General features: G+C 64.6%; 16 protein-coding genes. 3 read left to right on the forward strand and 13 right to left on the reverse strand.

All coding sequences use genetic code 11. The features are described from left to right. The first annotated feature begins 71 nt into the window (after window positions 1-71). The 3 genes from N5B55_RS09625 to N5B55_RS09635 all read left to right on the forward strand — a co-directional run bounded on the left by N5B55_RS09625 (window position 72) and on the right by N5B55_RS09635 (window position 2,981). Complete coding sequence (locus N5B55_RS09625; RefSeq protein ID WP_065858826.1) at window positions 72-1,331, forward strand: acyl-CoA dehydrogenase family protein; 1,260 nt, start codon at window positions 72-74, stop codon at window positions 1,329-1,331. 169 nt (window positions 1,332-1,500) lie between these two features. Further along, window positions 1,501-2,193, forward strand: coding sequence for a glutathione S-transferase N-terminal domain-containing protein (locus tag N5B55_RS09630; protein WP_012762282.1), 693 nt, complete (start codon window positions 1,501-1,503; stop codon window positions 2,191-2,193). 128 nt (window positions 2,194-2,321) lie between these two features. Continuing rightward, the gene (locus N5B55_RS09635) at window positions 2,322-2,981 is read left to right on the forward strand and encodes a methyltransferase family protein (RefSeq protein ID WP_304538021.1); all 660 of its coding nucleotides are present in this window, start codon (window positions 2,322-2,324) and stop codon (window positions 2,979-2,981) included. A gap of 72 nt (window positions 2,982-3,053) precedes the next feature. Here N5B55_RS09635 and N5B55_RS09640 read toward each other — a convergent pair whose 3' ends face one another. The 13 genes from N5B55_RS09640 to urtB form a co-directional block, all read right to left on the reverse strand. After that, complete coding sequence (locus N5B55_RS09640; protein WP_304538022.1) at window positions 3,054-3,383, reverse strand: hypothetical protein; 330 nt, start codon at window positions 3,381-3,383, stop codon at window positions 3,054-3,056. Between the two features lie 66 nt (window positions 3,384-3,449). Further along, window positions 3,450-4,076 carry an urease accessory protein UreG gene (gene ureG, locus N5B55_RS09645; RefSeq protein WP_304538023.1) on the reverse strand — a complete coding sequence of 209 codons (627 nt, stop codon included), beginning with the start codon at window positions 4,074-4,076 and terminating at the stop codon, window positions 3,450-3,452. A gap of 11 nt (window positions 4,077-4,087) precedes the next feature. After that, the gene (locus N5B55_RS09650) at window positions 4,088-4,777 is read right to left on the reverse strand and encodes an urease accessory protein UreF (protein ID WP_304539781.1); all 690 of its coding nucleotides are present in this window, start codon (window positions 4,775-4,777) and stop codon (window positions 4,088-4,090) included. After that, window positions 4,770-5,414 (reverse strand): urease accessory protein UreE, encoded by a 645-nt coding sequence (ureE, locus tag N5B55_RS09655; protein WP_304538024.1) that lies wholly within the window; start codon window positions 5,412-5,414, stop codon window positions 4,770-4,772. Before ureE ends, N5B55_RS09650 begins: the two co-directional genes overlap by 8 nt. A 673-nt stretch (window positions 5,415-6,087) precedes the next feature. Then, a complete protein-coding gene (gene ureC / locus N5B55_RS09660) occupies window positions 6,088-7,806 on the reverse strand; it encodes an urease subunit alpha (protein ID WP_304538025.1) in 1,719 nt (572 codons plus the stop codon). A gap of 22 nt (window positions 7,807-7,828) precedes the next feature. Further along, window positions 7,829-8,134, reverse strand: a complete 306-nt coding sequence (locus N5B55_RS09665) for an urease subunit beta (RefSeq protein WP_004630755.1) — start codon at window positions 8,132-8,134, stop codon at window positions 7,829-7,831. Window positions 8,135-8,145: 11 nt separating this feature from the next. Further along, on the reverse strand, window positions 8,146-8,763 hold the full coding sequence (locus N5B55_RS09670) for a HupE/UreJ family protein (RefSeq protein ID WP_304538026.1): 618 nt from the start codon (window positions 8,761-8,763) through the stop codon (window positions 8,146-8,148). Window positions 8,764-8,805: 42 nt separating this feature from the next. Beyond that, entirely contained in the window at window positions 8,806-9,108 is a 303-nt protein-coding gene (locus N5B55_RS09675) for an urease subunit gamma (RefSeq protein WP_304538027.1), read from the reverse strand. A gap of 79 nt (window positions 9,109-9,187) precedes the next feature. Next, window positions 9,188-10,075: an urease accessory protein UreD gene (locus N5B55_RS09680; protein WP_304538028.1), complete on the reverse strand. Its 888-nt coding sequence runs from the start codon at window positions 10,073-10,075 to the stop codon at window positions 9,188-9,190. Between the two features lie 90 nt (window positions 10,076-10,165). Beyond that, window positions 10,166-10,858: an urea ABC transporter ATP-binding subunit UrtE gene (gene urtE / locus N5B55_RS09685; RefSeq protein ID WP_304538029.1), complete on the reverse strand. Its 693-nt coding sequence runs from the start codon at window positions 10,856-10,858 to the stop codon at window positions 10,166-10,168. A gap of 1 nt (window position 10,859) precedes the next feature. Then, window positions 10,860-11,711, reverse strand: a complete 852-nt coding sequence (urtD, locus tag N5B55_RS09690) for an urea ABC transporter ATP-binding protein UrtD (RefSeq protein WP_012762292.1) — start codon at window positions 11,709-11,711, stop codon at window positions 10,860-10,862. Further along, the gene (gene urtC, locus N5B55_RS09695; RefSeq protein ID WP_304538030.1) at window positions 11,708-12,877 is read right to left on the reverse strand and encodes an urea ABC transporter permease subunit UrtC; all 1,170 of its coding nucleotides are present in this window, start codon (window positions 12,875-12,877) and stop codon (window positions 11,708-11,710) included. The genes urtD and urtC overlap by 4 nt, the downstream gene beginning before the upstream one ends. A gap of 1 nt (window position 12,878) precedes the next feature. Beyond that, entirely contained in the window at window positions 12,879-14,510 is a 1,632-nt protein-coding gene (urtB, locus tag N5B55_RS09700; RefSeq protein WP_304538031.1) for an urea ABC transporter permease subunit UrtB, read from the reverse strand. Between the last annotated feature and the right edge of the window lie 67 nt (window positions 14,511-14,577).

A 14,577-nucleotide genomic window follows, 5' to 3' on the forward strand; every position in this document is an offset into this window, starting at 1 on the left:
AGCGCGTCTGGTCTGAACTGAGTTGAGGGTTGCCCGTTCAAGGCGCTTGTTCGATGTACTGAGGAGACACCATGAATTTCGATTACACGCCCAAGGTCAAGGACATGCAGGCACGCCTGCTTGAATTCTTTGACCAGCACATCTATCCGAACGAGCTCCGCTTCCACGAAGAAATCGAGGCCAACCGCCGTGCCGGCAACGCGTGGATCCCGACCAAGGTGATCGAAGAACTCAAGCCGCTGGCACGCAAGGCCGGGCTGTGGAACCTGTTCCTGCCGCGTTCGCCGCGCGCACCCGAAGGGCTGTCGAACCTCGAATACGCGCCGCTGTGCGAAATCATGGGCCGCGTGCCCTGGGCGCCGGAAGTGTTCAACTGCTCCGCGCCCGACACCGGCAACATGGAAACGCTGGAGCGCTACGCGTCCGAAGAACTGAAAGACCGCTGGCTCGAACCGCTGCTGCGCGGCGAGATCCGCTCGGCCTTCCTGATGACCGAGCCGGCCGTGGCCTCGTCGGACGCCACCAACATCGAATGCCGCATCGAACGCCAAGGCGACGAATACGTCATCAACGGCCGCAAGTGGTGGTCGTCGGGCGCCGGCGACCCGCGCTGCGCCGTCTACATCGTCATGGGCAAGACCAACCCGGATGCGGGCCGCCACGAGCAGCAATCGATGATCGTAGTGCCGGCCAACGCGCCGGGTATCACCGTCATGCGCCCGCTGTCGGTGTTCGGTTACGACGATGCGCCGCACGGCCACATGGAAGTCGACCTGAAAGATGTGCGCGTGCCGGTGGGCAACATCCTCCTGGGTGAAGGCCGCGGTTTCGAGATCGCTCAAGGCCGCCTGGGCCCGGGCCGTATCCACCACTGCATGCGCAGCATCGGCGTGGCCGAGCGCGCGTTGGAGCTGATGTGCAAGCGTCTGTCGTCGCGCATCGCATTCGGCAAGGCCATCGCACAGCACAGCGTCTGGCACGAACGCATTGCCGAAGCGCGCTGCATGATCGAGCAGGCCCGTCTGCTGACGCTCAAGGCCGCGTACATGATGGACACCGTCGGCAACAAGGTCGCCAAGGCCGAAATCGCGATGATCAAGGTCGTGGCCCCGAACATCGCCTGCCAGATCGTCGACTGGGCGATCCAGGCACACGGCGGCGGCGGCGTGTCGGGGGATTTCCCGCTGGCGTCGGCCTATGCGCACCAACGCACGCTGCGCCTGGCCGATGGCCCGGACGAAGTGCACCGCGCGGCCATCGCCAAGCTGGAACTGGCCAAGCATCTGCACCTGAAAGACGTGGTCGACATGCCGGTCACACGCGGCGCCTGACCTGACGCACGGCTGTACCGTTCACTCCTTAACCCCGCCTTGAGCGGGGATTTTTTTGCCCTCTGCCCGGCGTCTGCGCGCTTTTGCGTTCTGTGCTGGAATGGAACACTTTGCGGGCTGCTGGTGGCCCGCACCTCTCTTCCCGGCCAGAAGCCAAGGAGCCAACTCGATGATCGACGTCTATAGCTGGGCCACGCCCAACGGGCACAAAGTGCACATCATGCTGGAAGAATGCGAGCTGCCTTACCGCGTTCACGGCATCAACATCGGCGCCGGCGACCAGTTCAAGCCCGACTTCCTCAAGATCAGCCCCAACAACAAGATCCCAGCCATCGTCGATCAGGATGGCCCCGACGGCAAACCGATCTCGCTCTTCGAATCGGGCGCGATCCTGCTGTACCTCGCAGGCAAGACCGGCAAGTTCCTGCCCGACGACGTGCGCGGTAAATACGAAGTGCTGCAGTGGCTGATGTTCCAGATGGGCGGCGTCGGCCCGATGCTCGGCCAGGCGCACCACTTCCGCATCTACGCGCCTGAGAAGATCGAGTACGCAGTCAACCGTTATACGAACGAGGCCAAGCGTCTGTACGGCGTGATCGACAAGCGCCTGGGCGAATCGAAATTCCTCGGTGGTGCGGACTATTCCATCGCCGATATGGCGACGTGGCCCTGGCTGCGCAGCTGGAAGAATCAGGGAATCGAGCTGTCGGATTTCCCGAAGCTGCAGCGCTGGTTCGAAGCCATTGAAGAACGGCCCGCCGTGCAGCGCGCGGTAAAGGTGCTGGCCAAGGAGCGGCCGGCTGTGCAGGACGACAAGGCGAAGGAAATCCTTTTCGGCGCGACGCAGTACGCGCGGCGCTGATTCCGCGTCTTCGCATCGAAAGACAGGCTGCGAGATGCGGCCTGTTTTTTTTGAAAGTCGTCAATGCGGGGCGCGGGCGAGCGGCCTACACTGGCTCCACTCCATTCACGCGATCCCACACAAACGCTATGGCAGCCTCACTCAAAATGGGCCTCGCGGCTGCGGTGTCCATCGCGGTTTATCTCGGACTTGCCGCGCTCGGTTCGGGTGGCGTGGGCGCATTCCTGGCCCATCCCGCACGCGTCGTACTTGTGGTGATCACGGTATTGCTGGCCATCGCCGCCTTGCTCGCTGGCGGCAACCTCAGCCCCGGAGAACGTGAGGATCGATCCAACCGCTGGGTGCTGCCGGTGTTTGGCGTGATCGGCTTCGCCAGTGCATGGCTGCCGGCGTACACAGACCGGCTCAACCTCTGGTGCATCGATGGCGATGCCGTACGTTGGCTGGGTGTCGTGCTCTACGCCGCAGGCGGCGCGTTGCGTGTGTGGCCGGTGTATGTGCTGGGCAATCGATTCAGCGGACTGGTCGCGATCCAGCCCGGCCATACGCTTGTGACCGGCGGTATCTACCAATACGTGCGCAACCCGAGCTACCTGGGGTTGCTGATCGGCACGCTGGGTTGGGGACTGACGTTCCGGGCACTGGCCGGTGTGGTGCTGACGCTCTTGCTGATTCCACCATTGGTGGCGCGCATGCGTGCAGAAGAAGCCCTCCTGCACTCGCAGTTCGGCGCGGAGTACGACGCCTACCGCGCCCGGACGTGGCGCCTCATTCCCGGCCTCTATTGATGCCGTTCATCATCATGCTGGCGATCGTTGTCGCGCGATTGCATGCGCCCATGTGGCGCGGACGCTCCGACGCTACATGACAGAAGACACCTGATCGCCAGACCGGGGCAACGCAAAGCACTGCACGTCCGGGGCGGTGTAGACGGTCGGATACGGCGACCGGGGCCCCGTCTGCATCCGCAGCGGTTGTGTCGCCAATACTTCGGCCTCGTTACGCTCCCGCACCGTCAATGGCTCCGGCGGCGGCACCGGCAAGCGCACCGGTTGATTCACCGCACACCGCACAGGTTTCCCATTGGCCAGCCGCACATCCATCGTGTAGTAAGGCCCGTCGATGGTCGGCGTACAGGCCGCCGCGCTCAAGACCCACGTCATCACGGCTACAGAATGCAACGCCTTCATCACCCACCTCCGCAACGCATGCGTGAGTGCTTTTGACTGAGCGCGACACCCACAAGTGCCGCAGTTTCAGGCAGCCGCCGTCAGCATCCCCTGTTTCTCAATAAAACGGATCACTTCATCCACCCCACCCTGCGCCCGCAGGTTGCACATCACGAACGGCCGATCGCCGCGCATCTTGCAGGTGTCGCTTTCCATCACCTCCAGCGACGCGCCAACGTACGGCGCCAGGTCCGTCTTGTTGATGATCAGCAGGTCCGACTTGGTGATGCCGGGGCCGCCCTTGCGCGGGATCTTCTCCCCGCCCGCCACGTCGATCACGTAGATGGTCAGGTCCGACAGCTCGGGGCTGAACGTCGCTGCGAGGTTGTCACCGCCCGACTCGATAAAGACCACATCCGCATCCGGAAACTTCGAGAGCATGCGATCCACCGCTTCGAGGTTGATCGACGCATCTTCACGGATGGCCGTGTGCGGGCAGCCGCCCGTTTCGACACCCATGATCCGTTCGGCTGGCAGTGCGCCGGAGATGGTCAGCAGCCGCTGATCTTCCTTCGTGTAGATGTCGTTGGTGATCGCCACGAGGTCGTAGCGCTCGCGCATGGCCTTGCAGAGCATTTCGAGCAGCGTGGTCTTGCCGGAGCCCACCGGGCCACCCACGCCAACGCGCAGGGCTGGAAGTTTCTTGGTTCGCATGATGATCAGGTTCAGGATCGAAAGAGTCGTGAATATTGCGTTTCATGCCGGGCGGACAACACGCCCAGCCCCGGTGAAAACGTAGACAGTTCGGGCGGATGAGATGCCGCACGACGCGTCGCCTCTTCCACCGCATGGGCCACGCCAGCGTGCAGACCGAAGAGAATGCGCTGCCCCGCAGCCTGCCCGAGCGGAACGGCCTTCACCGCCGCCGCCATCTGGTTTTCGACCCAGGCAAAGCAGTACGCCGTCACCCCATCGCGCGGGTCGACATTCAGCGCGGCAGCGGCGGCGGCAAAGGCCGTTGGAAACGTCACGGAAGCACGCGCAGCCAATGCGCTGCGCAGTGAGGCATCGCCCCATTCCATCTGCTGGATAAGGCGATTGAGCGACCAGCCCATCTGAGACGTTTCGAGCCGCAGCTCGCGCGTCTCGCGGGTGGCGAGAAACCACGCATCGCGCTCGGCCACGGCATCGAAGCGGCCCGCCTGCCAGTCGGCAAACTGCAGCAGCCACAGCGGTGCCTCGCAGGCGGCCAGCACGTCGAGGCCCTCGGCAATCCACGCCGCAGCCGACGCCTCATCGGCCACGTGCCGGACGTCCACCGCCGCTTCCAGCCCTTGCGAATAGCTGAACGCGCCCACCGGCAGCGCCGGGGACGCGAGATGCAGCAAGGCGGTGAGCTGCGCCGCGTTAGTCATGGTGATGGTGGTGATGGCCGCAGCCGGGCCCGTGGACATGGCCGTGGTCGTGATCGTGATCGTGGCTATGCGAGTGACCATGGTCGTGGTCATGCGCGTGACTGTGACCATGATCGTGCCCGTGGTGCTCGTGATACAGCGCCTGCGCGGCCGCGTAGTCCTCTTCGAACGTCGCATCGTGGCCGTGACGATGGCCGCCGCCATAGGCGCCCGCCTCCGGCTCGAACGGCGCCTCTACATGCGCGACGGTCACGCCCAGGCGTACGAGCATGTCTTCGAGCACTGGATCGGCTTCGAGCTGCAGCGCATCTGCGCTGACCTGCACGGGTGTGTGGCGATTGCCGAGGTGGTAGGCAGCACGCATCAAGGCGAGGCGGTTGGCGCTCGTCACACGCAGGACGTGCTCCGGTGCGGCCTGTACTTCAACCAGCGTGCCGTCTTCAGCGACCAGCACATCACCGCCGCGCATGACGGTGCCGCGCGGCAGCACGACGGCCACGTCACGGCCATCGTCGAGGGTGGCGCGCAGGCGGCTGCGGCTGCGCTCCAGGAATGGGAGTACCAGGTTGGGTGCGCGCTTGACCAGCACGGGGGCCAGGCCGTGCGGCGCGGGGAGGTGTTTGTTGATGGAGAGCATGGTCAGTATTCGTTCATGATTTTGCGGGCGGGCCATCCGTGGTTTCACCCCCTGCCGGGGGCGACTCACTTTCTTTGTCTTGCCAAAGAAAGTAAGCAAAGAAAGGCGCGCCCGAGATGGCGACCCATCCCTTGAATTTTCGTAACCGGACGGAGACGGGAAAAACTCGCTTCGCTCAAACAGTTTCCCGTCTTGTTTCCGCCCGCTTACGAAAATTCAAGGTGCCATCTAGGGCAGGGGTAAAGCACACAATCTTCTGTCCGTGCGCTACTCCGTTGTACGTTTGGACCCATCGCACGCACTTGCACTTGCACGCACTCGCACTCGCACTCGCACTCGCACTCGCACTCGCACTCGCACTCGCACTCGCACTCGCACTCGCACTCATCGAGTCCTGGCACTCACCTCAGTTCCCCGCCGGTGTGGCCGTTGACGTTCCTGCCCTAGATGGCGCCTTGAATTTCTGTAAGCGGGCGGATAAAGGAAGGAGGCCTGTCTGAGCGAAGCGAGTTTGCCTCCTTCCCCGCCCGGTTACATAAATTCAAGGGGAAGTCGCCATCTCGGGCGCGCCTTTCTTTTGCCTACTTTTCTTTGGCAAGACAAAGAAAAGTAGGTCAGCCCCGGCAGGGGATGAAACAAGGGATGAACCACCAAGCCCCAACCCCAAAAAAACTCAAAACAAAAAATACCTCTGCGCCATAGGCAACACCTCCGCCGGCTCGCAAGTCAACACAGTCCCATCCGCCACCACCTGATACGTCTCCGGATCCACAGAAATATCCGGCTGCCAGTCGTTATGGATCATGTGCGCCTTGGTCACGGTACGCGTGCCTTTGACCACCGCGGTGGTCTTAGCCAGCCCATACTGCTCCGCCACCCCAGCAGCGGCCGCAGACTGCGACAAAAAGCTCAACGACGTCCGCCCCAGCGCCCCACCCGCCGCCCCAAACATCGGCCGATAGTGAACCGGCTGCGGTGTCGGAATCGACGCATTCGCATCGCCCATCGCCGCAGAGGCAATCATCCCGCCCTTCAAGATCAGGCTCGGCTTCACGCCAAAGAACGCTGGCTTCCACAGCACGAGGTCTGCCCACTTGCCGACTTCAACCGAGCCGACTTCGTGCGCAATGCCGTGTGTGAGCGCGGGGTTGATCGTGTACTTGGCCACGTAGCGTTTCACGCGGAAGTTGTCGTGTCCGCCGCGCGAGTCGTTCGGGTCGCCAGCGAGCTTGCCGCGCTGCACCTTCATCTTGTGCGCGGTCTGCCAAGTGCGCAGCACGACTTCGCCCACGCGGCCCATCGCCTGCGAGTCGCTGGAGATCATCGAGAACGCACCCAGGTCATGCAGGATGTCTTCGGCGGCGATGGTCTCGCGGCGGATGCGGCTCTCGGCAAAGGCAATGTCTTCGGCGATGGACGCATCGAGGTGATGGCACACCATCAGCATGTCCAGATGCTCGTCCAGCGTGTTGACGGTGAAGGGCCGCGTCGGGTTGGTGGACGATGGCAGCACGTTCGATTCGCCGCACACGCGGATGATGTCGGGTGCGTGTCCGCCGCCCGCGCCTTCCGTGTGATACGTGTGGATCGTGCGCCCCTTGAACGCGGCGACGGTCGCTTCAACGAAGCCCGACTCGTTCAACGTATCGGTATGGATGGCGACCTGCGTGTCGGTGTCGTCCGCCACGCCCAGGCAGCAATCGATGGCGGCGGGCGTGGAGCCCCAGTCCTCGTGCAGCTTCAGGCCGATGGCACCCGCGTCGATCTGCTCGCGCAGCGCGCCCGGCAGGCTGCCATTGCCCTTGCCCAGAAAGCCGATGTTCATCGGGTATGCGTCGGCCGACTGCAGCATGCGCTGCATGTACCACGGGCCCGGCGTGCAGGTGGTGGCGTAGGTACCGGTGGCGGGGCCAGTGCCGCCGCCGATCATCGTCGTCACGCCGCTGTTCAGCGCTTCGTCGATCTGCTGCGGGCAGATGAAGTGGATGTGCGTATCGACACCGCCGGCGGTGACGATCATGCCCTCGCCCGCGATGATCTCGGTGCCGGGGCCGATGACGATCGTCACGCTCGGCTGGATGTCCGGATTGCCCGCCTTGCCGATCGCCGAGATGCGGCCGTGCTTCAGGCCGATGTCAGCCTTGACGATGCCCCAGTGGTCGATGATCAGCGCGTTGGTGATGACGGTGTCAGCGCAGTCTTTCGATTCGCGCTGGCTCTGTCCCATGCCGTCGCGGATGACCTTGCCGCCGCCGAATTTCACTTCCTCGCCGTAGATGGTGAAGTCGCGTTCAACTTCGACGATGAGGTCGGTGTCGGCCAGACGCAGGCGGTCGCCCGTCGTGGGGCCGAACATTTCCGCATAGGCGCGGCGGGTGATGTTGAGTGTCATGTCCGTTCCTTCTGGGTCGACTTCACAGCTTGCCCATCACTCGGCCGGCAAAGCCGTAGACCACGCGGTCACCGGCCAGCGCCACGAGCTCGACCGTGCGCTCCTGCCCCGGCTCGAAGCGCACGGCCGTGCCGGCGGCGATGTTCAGCCGAAAGCCGCGCGCAGCTTCGCGGTCAAAGCGCAGCGCGTCGTTCACTTCATAGAAGTGATAATGCGAGCCGATCTGCACCGGGCGATCGCCCGTGTTTGCCACCGTGACCGTCACCGTGGGGCGGCCTGCATTGAGTTCCAGATCGCCGTCTTGCGGCAGCAGTTCACCGGGGATCATGTCGCGCCCCTTCACACAGCTGCCGCGAGCAGGCCGGCACCATACAGCGCCACGCCCACACCCGACAGACGCGCCAGCCATGCCAGACGCGGCTTCAGCGCAAAGCCCCCGCCGATACCGGCGGTGTGCAGCAGCGCCGTCGCCACGGCAAAGCCGCCGACGAAATACGGGAACATGGTCTGCGCCCCTGCGGGGAATTCCGTGCCGTGCGCATAGCCGTGGAACAGCGCGAACGCGCCGCACAGCAGCGCACCGCCCCACGTCGGCAGCTGGGCGCGTGCGGCAATCAGCAGGCCGAACACCAGCAGCGATGCGGCGATCATCGGCTCGGCCATCGGCACCGCCACCCCGCCGGCGCCGAGCAGCGCGCCCAGGATCATCAACGCGACAAAGGCGATGGGCGCCCACAGCGCATCGCGCACCGAGCGGAAGGCCAGTGCGCTCCACACGCCCACGGCCACCATCGCCAGCAAATGGTCTGCACCGGTGAGCGGATGCAGGAACCCGGCGAGCAGGCTGCCCTCGGCGGTATGGCCAGGGTGGCCGGGGTGGGCAAACGCGATGGAGGCGGCAAACGTGAGCGCAATGGCCGCAGCGGGCCGGACGAAGCGAGACAGGGTAGGCGTCATGGCAGGACTCGTAGTAGTGAGTGGCGTGCGGACTTCAAAACTTCAAACAATCGGGTGGTGGACGGTGACGAGCTTCGTGCCATCGGGAAACGTGGCTTCGACCTGGATGTCGGGAATCATCTCGGCCACGCCGTCCATCACATCATTGCGCGTGAGGAGCGTGGTGCCGTAGTGCATGAGGTCGGCGACCGTCTTGCCGTCGCGCGCGCCTTCCATGATGGCGGCGCTGATGAAGGCGACGGCTTCCGGGTAGTTGAGCTTGAGGCCGCGGCCCTTGCGGCGCTCGGCCAGCAAGGCGGCGGTGAAGACCAGCAACTTGTCTTTTTCGCGCGGGGTCAGTTCCACGTGGGGCTCTCTTCGGTGAGGGTCAATTCAGTTCAGTGCAGATCGGGCGATTCGAGGTCAGGTCGCCATCGTGTGGCCGTCATGTAGACCAGAGGCGCAGCGGACGGCCTACCACGCCATGCATCGGCTCGCGCAGCGCAAGCCACGTCTGTGACAGCAACGCGCGCGCATCTTCGGGCCGGCGTGCAAGCACGCGCAGCAACAAAACGTTTGGCAGGCCAGGCGCATCTTGCGTGAGACACGTGACGCCCGCGCGCAGGTCGAAGTTGTACGGCAGGTGCTCGGCCATCGATTCGGCGAGTGCTTCGGTGGCGCCTTCGCCCACGGCCCACAGCGTGCCGACCACGTGGAAGCCGGCCATGCCCGTCGTCGCATTCAGCACGGGCGATTGCGCGTCGAACGCCGCCGATTCAATCCACAGCGGCTGACCGTTGCAGCGCAAGGCGGTGCGCATGGCGATGCGGCCTTCGGCCCACGATTCACCGGCGGCGTGGCGGCCGAGCATGGTGGTGTCCCAGCCGATTGCGGTGGCGCCCGGTGCCAGGTCCAGCCTCAGGTCGATGATCGGGCAGGCCTGGTTGAAGACGATGTTCTCTTGCGGGAGCCAGTCGAGCCGCGCGCCTGCCTCCGCCCGGATGGCAACGCGCTGCGTGGCCGTGCGGCCGAGCGACTTGTACCACTTGGTGGCGCCGGGCGTGGTCAGGACCGCATGCGCGTCGGCACCGAGTTCGATGTCGATATCGAGCACATCGCCACCGGCAATGCCTGCGGGCGGATGCAGCATGACGGCATGGCAGACGCGCTCGCCTTCCGGATACAACGCCTTCTGCACCCGCAGCGGCCCTTGGTGCCGGCACGTGGCCAGCACGGTGCGCTCCCCGCGCCGTGCAAACGCCAGGCGCAGCGAGGCTTCCCAGGACGCGAACGAATCGGCCTGCGGCGGGACAGGAAAATCGGGATGGCGCATCAGGAGAGCAGCACGACGGCTAGGAATTTCCTCATCATAGCCAGATGCCACGGATTTGGCATTCGACTTTTTCCCCGGAACGCCGGGCCATCAAACGGCCACAAGATCGCGCACGCCATCGGTTTCCATATTGGCGGCGTCGCCCTGGGCGATGACCTCGCCGCGGCTCATGACGACGTAGCGGTCGGCAATGCTGCGGGCAAAGTCGTAGTACTGCTCCACCAGCAGGACCGACATGCCGAACTCATCGACGAGGCGGCGCAGCGTGCGGCCGATCTCCTGGATGATCGACGGCTGGATGCCTTCGGTCGGCTCGTCCAGGATCAGCAGGCGCGGTTCACTCATCAGCGCGCGGCCGATGGCAAGTTGCTGCTGCTGGCCGCCGGACAGGTCGCCACCGCGCCGGCCCTTCATCTCCTTGAGCACTGGAAACAGCTCGTAGATGGAATCGGGCACCTTGGACGGCGCCCGCTTGGCGGCCGCACCAATCAGCAGGTTTTCTTCCACCGTCAGACGGGGGAAGATCTCGCGCCCCTGTGGCACATAGGCGAGCCCCTGAGAGACACGCTCGTACGCGGGCAGCTTCTGGATGGTGCGGCCTTCCCAATCGATCAAGCCGCTGGCGGTGGGCACCACGCCCATCAGGCATTTGAGCAGCGTCGTCTTGCCCACGCCGTTACGGCCAAGCAGCGTGGTGAGCTTGCCCGTGGGGACGTCAAAGCTGACGTTGCGCAGGATGTGGCTGCCGCCGTAGAACTGGTTCAGTTTCTGGACCTGCAACATATCAGCGCCCCAAATAGGATTCGATCACACGCTCATCGCGCTTGACGGCATCGAGCGTGCCTTCGGCGAGGACACTGCCTTCAGCCAGCACGGTCACGCGCCCTTCTGCCCCTGCCAGCGCGGCGACGAACTCCATGTCGTGCTCGACGACCATGATCGAGCACGTGCCACGCAGGCCGTTGAGCAACGTTGCGAGCTGCATCGTCTCCTCATCCGTCATGCCGGCGACCGGTTCGTCGAGCAGCAGCAGTTGCGGTTGCTGCATCAGCAGCATGCCGATCTCCAGCCGCTGCTTTTGCCCGTGTGACAGCAGCCCGGCGGGCCGATAGGCCTCCGCTTCCAGATGGATACGACCGAGCGTTTCTTCGATGCGCTGGCGGCCGTCGTTCAGCAGGCGCGCGCGCAGCGAGACCCACCAGCGCTTGTCGGCCTTCATCGCCAGTTCCAGGTTTTCCCACACGGTGTGCTGCTCGAACACGGTCGGCTTCTGGAACTTGCGGCCGATGCCGATCTGCGCGATGCGCGGCTCGGTCAGGCGCAGCAGGTCGATGGTCTGGCCAAGGAAGACGCGGCCGGTCACGTCTGCATTGCGCGGCCCGGTCTTGCCGGTAATCACGTCCATCATCGTGGTCTTGCCCGCGCCGTTGGGGCCGATGATGCAGCGCAGCTCGCCGTGGTCGATCGACAGCGTGAGCGCGTTCAGTGCGCGAAAGCCGCCAAAGCGCACCGTCACGTCTTCGAGATACAGGATGGCGCCGTGCGAGACGTCGATCGTGTCCGGCTCGACCAGATGGCCCATGCCGGTGGCGGTGCCGGTCTCCGCGCGGTCAGGGAGTGCAGTGAACGTGCTCATGCGTGATCTCCGGTGACGGTCGCGGCTTCATGCGCCTTGGCTTGCGCGGGCGCCCGCTTTTTCATGCGCAGCTTGCTCATCAGGCCCAGCACACCGTTCGGCAGATACAGCGTCACCAGTACGAAGATCGCCCCGAGCACGAACAGCCAGTATTCCGGCACCCATGCGGTCAGCAACGTCTTGGCCCCGTTGACGAGGAACGCGCCGATGATCGGGCCGATCAACGTACCGCGCCCGCCCACGGCCACCCACACCGCCATCTCGATGGAGTTGCCCGGCGACATCTCGCCTGGGTTGATGATGCCAACCTGCGGCACGTAGAGCGCACCCGCAATACCGCACAGCACGGCCGAGAACGTCCACACGAACAGCTTGTAGCCGAGCGGGTTGTAGCCGGAGAACATCACGCGCGCTTCGGCATCGCGAATGGCGGTAACCACGCGGCCGAACTTGGACGTGACGATGGCGCGGCAGGCGATGAACGCCAGCACGAGCGCCACGAACGTCGCCACGAAGAGCACGGTGCGCGTAGGCAGCGCCGGGATCGGGAAGCCGAGGATGCGCTTGAAATCGGTAAAGCCGTTGTTGCCGCCAAAGCCCGTCTCGTTACGGAAGAACAGCAGCATGGCCGCGTACGTCATGGCCTGCGTGATGATCGACAGGTACACGCCCTTGACGCGTGAGCGGAAGGCGAAGAAGCCGAACAGCCACGCCAGCACGCCGGGCACCAGAATCACTAGCAGCATGGCCCAGGCAAAGTGCTCGGTGCCGTGCCAGAACCAGGGCAGCTCCTTCCAGTCGAGGAAGACCATGAAGTCCGGCAGGTCGCTCTTGTACACGCCTTCGCGACCGATGGAGCGCATCAGGTACATGCCCATGCCGTAACCGCCCAGCGCGAAGAACAGCCCGTGGCCGAGGCTCAGGATGCCGCAATAGCCCCACACCAGATCGAGCGCCAGCGCCGCCAGCGCATAGCACATGATCTTGCCGACGAGCGTGAGCGCATACGCCGACAGATGCAGCGGGCTGCCCTCCGGCACAAGCAGCGCGCACACCGGCGCGCCAATGCACACGATGAGCGATACGAGCACCAGCGCAGACCACCCGCGCCGCGACAGCAGCGGCATGCGCGCCGGAATATCGAGAGAGAACTTGGTCGTCGTCATATCAGGCCTCGGCGCTGCGGCCCTTGAGGGCGAACAGGCCCTGCGGACGCTTCTGGATGAACAGCACGATCAGCACCAGCACGATGATCTTCGCCAGCACCGCGCCATAGAACGGCTCGATGAACTTGTTGATGAGCCCCAGGCCGAACGCGCCGATGATCGTGCCGGCCAACTGCCCCACCCCGCCCAGCACCACGGCCATGAACGAATCGATGATGTAGCTCTGGCCGAGATCCGGCCCGACGTTGCCGATCTGCGAGAGTGCGCAGCCGCCCAGGCCGGCAATACCGGCACCGAATGCAAACGCGTAGCTGTCGACCTTCCACGTGCGCACGCCAACGCAGGCAGCCATCGTGCGGTTCTGCGTGGTGGCGCGCACGAACAGGCCCAGGCGCGTTCGGTTGAGCACCGCCCAGGCGATCGCCACCACGGCCAGTGCAAACAGCAGGATGACGAGCCGGTTGTACGGCAGCACGAGGCCCGGGTACAACGCGATGCCGCCGCTCATCCAGCTCGGGTTCGCCACCTCCACGTTCTGCGCACCGAAGATCGAACGCACGGCCTGCATCAGCAGCAGGCTGATCCCGAACGTGGCGAGCAGCGTTTCCAGCGGACGGCCATACAGGTGCCGCAGCACCAGCCGTTCCAGCGCAAAACCGACGATGGCCGCCGCCAGGAACGCGGCAGGCAGCGCGGCGGGCAAATACCAGTCGAATGCGCTGGGGAAGTGATTGCGGAAGATCGTTTGCACCACGTAGGTGGCATACGCGCCGATCATCAGGAACTCGCCGTGCGCCATGTTGATGACGCCGATGAGCCCGTAGGTGATGGCCAGCCCGAGCGCCGCCAGCAGCAGCACCGAGCCGAGGCTCAGCCCCGCAAACAGGTTGCCGACCAGCTCGGCCTTGCGTTGCTGCGCGGCCAGGCCGTCGAGCGCCTGTTGGGCCGCGGCGCGCAGTTCATCGTCGGCGCCGCTGTCCTTGGCAAGCAACGGGGCGATGCGCTGGCGCGTCTGCGGGTTGGTATCGCCCGCAAGCAGCTTGAGCGCTTCGAGCTTCTCGGCATGCGTGCCGTCGTCGAGCGCGAGATTGGCCCACAGTACATGCAGCTTGCTGCGCAACTCCGGATCGGTTTCATGCTTGCGCGCCGCGTCGACAATGGGGCGCGACGCCGTCTCGGGATGCGCAAGCAACGTATCGACGGCCTGCGCGCGCACGGCACGATCGGGCGATTGCAGCACGAAGCCACTCGCCGCGCTGTCCACTTGCGCACGCAGGGCATTGTTCAGTGTGAGGGACTGCAGATCGTCGGCCTTGACGGTGACGGGTTGCCCAGTGATCGCGTCCAGGTACTTCTCGCCGTCCTGACGCACCATGCCGGCGGCGGGCGCGAAGAACAGCGCGTCATTTTGCAGAGCTTGCAGGATCGGCCCGGCTTGTTCGGCGGGCGCAGCGGTCAGCGCGTTGAGCGCCTTGACCTTGGCATCGAAGTCGTCTTCGGCCAGCGGCTTGAGATCGGCCTGGGTCAGGGGTTGTCCGGCGGCCCACGCAAGGTCTTGGGGCGTCGCAGCCAGACAGAAAGCGCACAGCAGTGCGGCAAGAGAATGAAACAACCAGCGGGACAAGCGCATCATGGCAATCCGATGCGTGGCGGCAGGTGTTGGGGCCGTCCGCCACGTCGTGCAGCGTCGTTCAAAGGAC

This window comes from Ralstonia pickettii (genome assembly GCF_030582395.1).
GTDB lineage: Bacteria > Pseudomonadota > Gammaproteobacteria > Burkholderiales > Burkholderiaceae > Ralstonia > Ralstonia pickettii_D.

Coding starts and splice junctions, on each gene's coding strand:
- N5B55_RS09670 (WP_304538026.1), bottom strand. CDS start 8,763: ATGACGCCTACCCTGTCTCGCTTCGTCCGGCCCGCTGCGGCCATTGCG.
- urtE (WP_304538029.1), bottom strand. CDS start 10,858: ATGTTGCAGGTCCAGAAACTGAACCAGTTCTACGGCGGCAGCCACATC.
- N5B55_RS09650 (WP_304539781.1), bottom strand. CDS start 4,777: ATGACTAACGCGGCGCAGCTCACCGCCTTGCTGCATCTCGCGTCCCCG.
- N5B55_RS09635 (WP_304538021.1), top strand. CDS start 2,322: ATGGCAGCCTCACTCAAAATGGGCCTCGCGGCTGCGGTGTCCATCGCG.
- N5B55_RS09640 (WP_304538022.1), bottom strand. CDS start 3,383: ATGAAGGCGTTGCATTCTGTAGCCGTGATGACGTGGGTCTTGAGCGCG.
- ureE (WP_304538024.1), bottom strand. CDS start 5,414: ATGCTCTCCATCAACAAACACCTCCCCGCGCCGCACGGCCTGGCCCCC.
- ureC (WP_304538025.1), bottom strand. CDS start 7,806: ATGACACTCAACATCACCCGCCGCGCCTATGCGGAAATGTTCGGCCCC.
- urtD (WP_012762292.1), bottom strand. CDS start 11,711: ATGAGCACGTTCACTGCACTCCCTGACCGCGCGGAGACCGGCACCGCC.
- urtB (WP_304538031.1), bottom strand. CDS start 14,510: ATGATGCGCTTGTCCCGCTGGTTGTTTCATTCTCTTGCCGCACTGCTG.
- ureG (WP_304538023.1), bottom strand. CDS start 4,076: ATGCGAACCAAGAAACTTCCAGCCCTGCGCGTTGGCGTGGGTGGCCCG.
- N5B55_RS09625 (WP_065858826.1), top strand. CDS start 72: ATGAATTTCGATTACACGCCCAAGGTCAAGGACATGCAGGCACGCCTG.
- N5B55_RS09630 (WP_012762282.1), top strand. CDS start 1,501: ATGATCGACGTCTATAGCTGGGCCACGCCCAACGGGCACAAAGTGCAC.
- urtC (WP_304538030.1), bottom strand. CDS start 12,877: ATGACGACGACCAAGTTCTCTCTCGATATTCCGGCGCGCATGCCGCTG.
- N5B55_RS09680 (WP_304538028.1), bottom strand. CDS start 10,075: ATGCGCCATCCCGATTTTCCTGTCCCGCCGCAGGCCGATTCGTTCGCG.
- N5B55_RS09665 (WP_004630755.1), bottom strand. CDS start 8,134: ATGATCCCCGGTGAACTGCTGCCGCAAGACGGCGATCTGGAACTCAAT.